This window comes from Kitasatospora sp. NPDC036755, from assembly GCF_040636595.1.
Taxonomy (GTDB): domain Bacteria; phylum Actinomycetota; class Actinomycetes; order Streptomycetales; family Streptomycetaceae; genus Kitasatospora.
This window is the reverse complement of record NZ_JBEZUT010000384.1, coordinates 1-7,588: the sequence shown is the minus strand read 5'-3', so window position 1 is coordinate 7,588 and position 7,588 is coordinate 1. Positions and strand designations below refer to the sequence as shown.

Annotated in this window: 7 protein-coding genes and 1 pseudogene; all 8 read right to left on the bottom strand. The window is 73.3% G+C overall.

The genetic code is table 11. The annotated features are described in order from the left end of the window. Positions 1-193 (bottom strand): annotated as a pseudogene (locus tag AB0E96_RS35805) (hypothetical protein); the annotation flags it as partial. Positions 194-231: 38 nt separating this feature from the next. Next, positions 232-1,272 (bottom strand): histidinol-phosphate transaminase, encoded by a 1,041-nt coding sequence (locus tag AB0E96_RS35800; RefSeq protein WP_359830100.1) that lies wholly within the window; start codon positions 1,270-1,272, stop codon positions 232-234. Continuing rightward, on the bottom strand, positions 1,269-1,664 hold the full coding sequence (locus tag AB0E96_RS35795) for a cupin domain-containing protein (protein WP_359830098.1): 396 nt from the start codon (positions 1,662-1,664) through the stop codon (positions 1,269-1,271). Before AB0E96_RS35795 ends, AB0E96_RS35800 begins: the two co-directional genes overlap by 4 nt. Beyond that, complete coding sequence (locus AB0E96_RS35790; RefSeq protein WP_359830096.1) at positions 1,661-2,704, bottom strand: class I SAM-dependent methyltransferase; 1,044 nt, start codon at positions 2,702-2,704, stop codon at positions 1,661-1,663. Before AB0E96_RS35790 ends, AB0E96_RS35795 begins: the two co-directional genes overlap by 4 nt. A 131-nt stretch (positions 2,705-2,835) precedes the next feature. Continuing rightward, on the bottom strand, positions 2,836-3,957 hold the full coding sequence (locus AB0E96_RS35785) for an FAD-binding oxidoreductase (protein WP_359830094.1): 1,122 nt from the start codon (positions 3,955-3,957) through the stop codon (positions 2,836-2,838). Continuing rightward, entirely contained in the window at positions 3,950-4,912 is a 963-nt protein-coding gene (locus tag AB0E96_RS35780; RefSeq protein ID WP_359830092.1) for a hypothetical protein, read from the bottom strand. The genes AB0E96_RS35785 and AB0E96_RS35780 overlap by 8 nt, the downstream gene beginning before the upstream one ends. 262 nt (positions 4,913-5,174) lie before the next feature. After that, complete coding sequence (locus AB0E96_RS35775; protein WP_359830091.1) at positions 5,175-6,269, bottom strand: FAD-binding oxidoreductase; 1,095 nt, start codon at positions 6,267-6,269, stop codon at positions 5,175-5,177. Positions 6,270-6,352: 83 nt separating this feature from the next. Beyond that, the coding region (locus AB0E96_RS35770) for a transposase (protein WP_359830089.1) at positions 6,353-7,588 on the bottom strand (1,236 nt) is incomplete at its 5' end.

Below are 7,588 nucleotides of genomic sequence, written 5' to 3'. Positions count from 1 at the left end.
GGGAGGGCTCGATTCCTCGGCGGGCGATACGGGTCGGGATCTGCCTGCGGCGCAGGTAGGAGCGGATGAAGCGGTGGTCGTCGGCTTTGTCGGCCCCGAAGGCCCGGGTGTAGAAGGCGATCGCGGCGTCCGCGTCGGCCACGGACAGGTACGCCGTCAGTTCGGCATAGCCGTCCGGAATCGGCTTGACCACGGTTGACCTCCAAGGGGTGCGTCGGATGCCGGGCGCGGCTACCGCGTGCCGGCGGTGATGTGGTCGAGGGCGTCGAGGAACGCCAGCAGCTCCTCCTCGGTGCCGAGGGAGACCCGCAGGTGGCCGGGGAAGCCGAACACCCCGGTGTCGCGCACGAGGATGCCGTGGTCCCTGGCCAGGGCGTCCTGGGCCTTGCCGGAGTCGGCGACCGCGACGGCCACGAAGTTGGTGACCGAGGGCAGCCACCGGTACCCGCGGCGGTCGAGCTCGGCGCAGAACCAGCCGCGCCGCCGCGCCGTCTCCCGCCGGACCCGGTCCAGGAACTCCCGGTCCGCGAGGGCCGCCACCGCGGCGGCCTGCGCGGCGCGGTTCACGCTGAACGGCAGGACGGTCAGCGTCCGGCGGACCTCGGCGATCAGCTCGGCGGGGCCGAGCGCGTAGCCGATCCGCAGGGCCGCCAGCCCGTAGGCCTTGGAGAAGGTGCGCAGGGCGAGCACCGGGGTGCCGTCCCGCAGCAGGCTCCTGGCCTGCGGCTGGTCCGCCGGGCCGAACTCGTGGTACGCCTCGTCGAAGACGAGCGGGGTGCCGCTGTCGCGAGCCGCGGCGGCCAGCGCCTCCAGCGCCGGCCCCGGCAGCGTGGTGCCGCACGGGTTGTGCGGGTTGCAGACGTAGCCGATGCCGCACTCGGGGAGGCGCTCCGCGAACGCCGCCGGGTCGACCCGGGGGCCGTCGAGCGGCACCCGGACGACGCCCCGGCCGATGCGCTCCAGCGCGGCCGGGTACCCGGGAAAGGTGCCGGCGCTGACGAGGCCGGGGCGGTCCCGGTCGCCGAGGGTGAGCGCGGTGGCCAGCACCAGCTCGTCGCTGCCGTTGGCCACCGCGATCTGCTCCGGCGCCACCTCCCAGTGCTCGCTCAGACGCCGGACGAGCCCCTCGCGCTCCGGCGACGGGTAGCGGTTGATGCGCTCCAGCTCCCCGGTCACCGCCGCGACCGCGGCGGGGCTCGTGCCGAACGGGCTCTCGCTCAGGTGCAGGCGCACCAGCGAGTCCGCCGACGGGACACTGGCGTTGTAGGTCACAGACGGTCCCCGATCAGGATCCCGAAGCAGTAACTGCCCACCGCCGCCTCCAGGGTGAGGAAGCAGTGCTCGCTGCCGGCCGGGATCCGCATCACCGCCGGCGACACCAGCTCGTGGCGCACGCCGTCGAGGTGGACCTCGATCCGCGCCTGGCCCGGCTCGGGCGAGACCAGGAGGTACAGCTCGTCGACGGGGTGGGTGTGCGGCGCGGCGACGGGCTTGCCCACCAGGGTGCTGAGCTCGCCCCCGGCGAGCTGCACCGGCAGTCCGCCGAACATCTCCGCGGTGACGTAGAAGGGCGCGGGCTGGTGGTGCCCGGCGACCGCCAGCGGGATGGGCAGGGCGGTGACGATCTCCGCCGCCGCCCCGGCCTCCCGGTCCTGCACCGTCACGACGCCTCCAGGACGAACAGGTAGGTGTGCGGGGCGCCGAACGGCACCGTGCGGCGCAGGTTCATCCCGCCGCGCCGGAACAGCCGCTCGTACTCCTCGCGGGTGTAGATGGGCACGCCCATCAGCGCGTGGGCGAGTTCGAAGCCACTGGAGAAGACCGGCAGCCGGGAGTCCCCGCCCTCGGCGGGCGGCCGGACGGTGGTGTCGGCCAGCAGGAAGACCCGCGCTTTCGGGAAGGCCTTGCGCAGCCGGGGGACGACCTCCTCGCGGCGCTCCGGATCGGCCAGCAGGTCGTGCAGGAACATGAAGCTCATCACGACGTCGGCCTCGTCGCTGCCGTCGACCTCGTGGTCCTTGAAGAGGATGTCGAGCACGTCCGCGCAGACCGGCTGCACGGTGCCGGTCAGGCCGTAACCGGCGACCGTGCGGTGCCCCAGCTCGGTGGCGGGCCGGCTGATGTCGATGCCGATCCCGCGGCTGCCGGGCCGGCCCTTGACCAGCCGGGAGACCCGCTCGCTGACGCCCGCGCCGAGGTCGACCAGGGTGCGGAAGTCGATGGCGCCGATCTCCTCGTCGAGGATGTGGCGCATCAGCGCGGTGTCCGCCTGGGCGGAGCCGAGCGCGACCATGGCCTCGTCGCGGTCCAGGTCGACGCGGAACCGGCGGTCGCCGCGGGCGACCGGCGCCGCGTTGGCGAAGATGTCGTGGTAGCCGCCGACGCCCCAGGTGAAGAAGCCCAGGGTCCGGGCGACGTCCTCGCTGAGGGCGGTGCCCCGGACCAGGTCGCCCCGGACGTCGAGGTAGCCGAACGAGGCGGCGGCCCGGACGAGCGCCCGGAACACGGCGGTGTCCAGGGTGTTGTGCTCGCAGAACGCGGGGACGTCGAGCGTCCGCTCCGCGGCCAGGTGCCGGAAGACGCCGAGCTGGGCCAGCGCGTGCAGCACGTTCGCGCAGATGTAGCCGTTGAACGCGGTGTCGGGGTTCAGGGGGGCCAGCGCCTGGCCCTGCCAGTTCTCGGGGAGTTCGTGTGCCGTGGACAATTCACACCTCATCGGATCTCACCGCGGAACCGGTGCGTCGGCGGGGGCGGTGCCAGGACCGCCCCCGCCGGCGCCGTCCCGCGGCTGGGGGAGGGGCGGGCGGCCGTGCCGCCGCCCGCCGCGGGAAGTGCTCAGGCGGCCGGCAGCTGCGCCAGGTTGACGGCCAGCGAGAAGGGCGTCAGGTCGACCTCCGGTGCCACACCGAGGTGGAGGTCGCGGACGATCCGGCCGGCGGTGGGCGCGTGGGCCAGGCCGTGGCCGGTGAAGCCGGCCGCGAAGAGGATCCGCTCGTGGGCGCCCTCGCCCCGGCCGATCAGCGCCGACTTGGTCGGGGTGACGTCCAGGGTCCCGGTCCAGGCGCTGTGCAGCTTGGCGCCCGCGGCCTTGGGGTACCACTTCGGCAGCTCCTCGACGGCCGCGTCGAACCAGACGTCGCGCAGGCCCTTCTGCTTGGAGATGCGCTCCAGGCCGACCAGGAAGCCCTTGCCCCGGCCCATCGTCTTCAGGCCGGAGACCGGGTGGAAGGTGAAGGGGGTGTCGGTCTCGGTGTCGGAGATCGGGTCGGTGTAGAGCAGTTCGGCGAACTGGCCCCACACCGGCAGCTCCATGCCGGCGAGCTTGGCGACGTCGCCGCCCCACGGCCCGGCCGCGATCACGATGGCGTCGGCGGTGAACTCCCCGGCGTTGGTGGTCACCAGGCCGGAGGAGGCGTCGATGCCGGTCACCTCGGTGCCGGTCAGCAGCCGGGCGCCGAGCTGCGCCGCCGCGTCCGCGTAGCCCTTGACGATCGCCTCCGGCTTGACCCGGTAGCACTCCGGGGACCAGACGGCCGCCTCGAAGGTGCCGGCGTCCAGCCACGGGTTGTACTCGACGGCCTGCGCCGGGGTGAGCAGTTCGACCTCGGCGCCGACCTCGCGGTGGGCCGGCAGCAGCGCCTCGAGCTCGGCCGCCTGCTCGGCGCTGGTCAGCACGGTGAGCAGCCCGAGGTGCTTCAGCCCGAGGTCGGTGTTCAGGGTGTTCGCGAAGGAGTTGAACTCGGCCAGGCTGCGGACCGCCAGCTCGCTGTCGTACGGCTTGCGCGGGAAGTAGGTGCGGAACGCCCGGGCGGTCTCCGCGGTGGTGGCCGTGCCGAACTGGTCCTTCTCCAGCAGGAGTACGTCGATGCCGGCCTTGGCGCAGTGGTAGGCGATGGACACGCCGATCACGCCGCCGCCTATGATCAGCAGTTCGGTGGAGTTCTTCCGGTCAGACATGTGCACTCCTCGTGGTGGTCGGACGGAACGTCCAGGTGTCGCCCCCCAGTTCCCACGGGAACAGCTGCAGGTTCCAGGCGCCGAGGGCGTTGGTGTAGGTGGCCATGTGGGAGAGCAGTGCGATGAAGTCCTCCTTGGAGGTGGTCTTCTCCTCGATGACGGCGACCACCTCCCGGGTGAGGTCCCACAGCGTGTCCAGGCCGCAGTAGCCGAGGAACTCGGTGGGCTTGACGAGCAGGATCCGGGCCATCTCGACCAGGGCGGGCAGCGGCACGTCGGTCAGCCGGGCGGCCCGCACCAGTCCGGTGTGGGACACGTAACCCAGCGGCCGGGTCTCGCCGTTGATGCAGACGAGCGTGGTCAGCACCGAGCCCTTGGTGCCGGCCCCGTTGGGCACCCGACCCTCGTGCGCGGCGACCAGTTCCTCGGTCGGCTCGATCAGGATCCGTTCCGTCTCCACGGCGATCCGCTCGACCAGGTCGCGGGCCCGGGCGGACTCCGTCGGCATGCGCCGCACACCGTGCCCGGCCTCACCGTCCACCCGCCGCACCTGGGCGAGGATCGGGGCGCCGTTGCCGTGCACGGAGTCCCAGACCAGCTGGCCGATCTTCGGCAGCGCGTCGACGTCCTCCGGGACGACGGAGCCGATCGGCGCGGTGTGCATCGGCTCGGTCAGCTCGCCGTACTTGATGGTGAGGTGCTGCACCGCGGAGCAGAACACGGTGCCGTTGGGCTGGATCTTGCGGTCGACCTTGTGGTCCGGCACGGCGTGCAGGAGGTCGTGCGCCGGCGGGACGTGGTAGATGCAGTCGCCGGCCACGAGCGCGTGCCCCTGGAGGGTCTGGTACGGCAGCGAGGCCCAGAGCGGCTCGACGAGTTGGGCATTGCGGTCTTCGTGGAGAGTGATGCGGATTCTGGCGTCGATGGACGGCCAGGAGATCTCGATCTGGCGCATTGTTCCTACTCCGTTCTCCTCGGTTCCGCCAATACCGGCGTCCGGTCAACCGGATTGGAGTGCCGTCGGACAGTGACGTTGGGACGCTATCAGCGGGCCGAATCGCCGGGTAGGGAAATCCCGCGCACCTCACGGAAAGCTCTCGACTTTGTCACGTCGATATCCCGGCGGTAATCCCGGAGTTTGTCAGTCTGCCGGGTTCCCGGGGCGTCTTCGTCAGTATTTCCGGTCCGACCTGACAAAGCCGGGCGGGATTCCGGCGTCACCGGGAGGGCGAGAACGGGGCGAGGTCGACGCCGGGGGAGCGGCCGAGGTACAGATCGCGGATGATCCGCCCGGTGGCGGGCGCCTGGCCGAGGTCCTGGCCGGTGTACCCGGCCGCGACCAGGATCCGCTCGTGGGCGCCGCCCGCCCAACCGATGCACGCCGTCCTGGCCGGGGTGACGTCCACCGTCCCGGTCCACACGCTGCGCAGCCCGGTGCCCGCGAGCTTCGGGTACCGCGCGCCCAGCTCCTCGGCGGTCTCCCGGAACCACGCCTCCCGCATGCCCTCCTGCCGGGAGACGCGCTCCAGGCCGACCAGGAAGGACCGGCCGGCGCCCAGCGTCTTCAGCCCGGACGCCGGGTGCACGGTGAAGGGGACGTCGAGCTCGCCCTCGGCGAGGACCGGGTCGGTGCCGAACAGCTCGGCGGTCTGCGCCCACAGCGGGAGTTCCAGCCCGGCCGAGGCCGCGAGCTCGCCGCTGCCGGCCTCGGCCGCGAGGACGACGGCCTGGGCGGCGAACTCGCCCCGGTCGGTGGTGACCCGGGCGCCCGTCGCGTCCAGGCCGGTCACCGTGTGGCCGGTCAGCAGCCGGGCGCCGTGCTCCCGCGCGCCGGCGGCGTAGCCCCGGACCACCGTGTCCACGTCGAGGAGGTAGGACTGCGGGCACCAGAACGCGGCCTCGGCGCCGGCCGGGTCCAGCCAGGGGTGGCGGGCGCGGGCCTGGTCCGGGGTCAGCGGTTCCAGCTCCACACCGACGGCGCGCTGCGCCGCGGCCTCGCGCTCCAGCCCGTCGGCCTCCCGGCGGTCGCCCGCCACCACCAGCCATCCGACGTCCGAGACCACCAGGTCGGCGCCCCCGGCCGGGGCGAACGCGCGGTAGTCCGCGAGGCCGCGCACCGTCAGCTCGGAGTTGTGGACCTTCCCCGGCTGGTAGGTGCGCACCGGGCGGGCGGACGGCCCGGCGGCGCCGGAGCCGTCCGGGGCGAGCAGGACGACGCCGATGTCCGCCCGGGCGCAGTGGTAGGCGATCGACAGCGCCGTGACGCCGCCGCCGATCACGAGCAGATCCGTGGAGTACTGCCGGCTGGGCATGCGTTCCCCCGTCGGTGAGGAGTTCCGGAGTCCGAGGTCTTGCGGGCGTGCGGAATCGCGTGGAGAGGTACGGCCGGAGGGCGTCAGCCGAGTTCGGACCGGTAGTCGGTCCGGGCCAGCAGGCGCACCAGGTGGGCGATGGACGCGAGCGTGACGTGCCGGTGCCAGCCCGGAAAGGACCGGCCGCTGAAATCCCAGATTCCGACGTTCCGGGAAACGGATTCCAGGTCCCGGTCCACCCGGCGCACCAGCCGGGCGAGTTTCAGCGCGGTGGCGGCCGACACCGTCGTCAGCGTCGTCAGCCACAGCTCTTCGCACACGTTCTCCCCGACCGGGCTGACCGCGATCAGCCGCATCGGCGCCTCCGCCCCGGGGTGGGGGTGCCCGGCGTCGGCCGGCCACCGGACGTCGACGGTGGTGATCAGGTGGCCCTTCTCGACCGAGGGGTCCGGGCCGTCCACCGGCCGGCGGCGGAACCGGGCCGCCTCCACGATCCGGCGCGAGGGCAGCGGCCCGTGGGTGCGGTGCCCGGTCAGCGCCGGGTCCTCGATGCGCAGCGGCAGGGTCGCCGAGATCCGTACGAACATGGGCACTTCGGCGGCGTGCAGCGGCCGCAGCAGCTGGGCGCGCTCCATGTCGCGCCCGTCGAGCACCACCGGCCGGTCGGGGCCGCCGGTACGGGCCAGCACCTGCAGCAGGGCGCGGGCCGTGCACTCGCCGATGGACTCGGCGCCGATCGACTCGGACAGCCCCGCCCGCCGCTGCCGGTCCACGTCCTCGACCCGGTCCTTGGGCACCTGCAGGCGCCAGCTCACCGGGGTGCCGGCCGTCTCGGACACCGCGAGGACGCCGACCGCCCGCTGGCCGTTGACGGCCTTCCCCCGGGTCGGGTCGAACCGCCGGCTCACCGCCACCGGCTGCTGGCCCACCTTGGGGATCAGCACCGGGCGGATCACCCACGCCTCGGGCTCCATCGTGCGGGCCACGTAGCGGGTGAGCGCGGTGCGCACGGGCTCCCAGTCCCAGGTGGAGTCGCTGATGAAGTGGTGCAGCCGCTGGTCGATCCCCGGGCCCTCGACGAACGCCGCGATGTTGCGGATGGTCTTCCGGCCGGGCGTGCCCAGCAGCCCCCACAGGTACTGGCGGGCCCTCAGCCGCTGGTCGCGGCGGGTGAAGGAGGCGAACAGCTCGTCGCAGACCCGGTCGAGGACGAGCTCCGTCGCGTCGCAGGAGCCGGTGAGCCGCAGCAGGGCCGGGGTGTCGTCCGGGCGGCGCGGGGCCGGCGCCGCCGGTGCGGCGCGGGCGACGCCCCCGCCCCC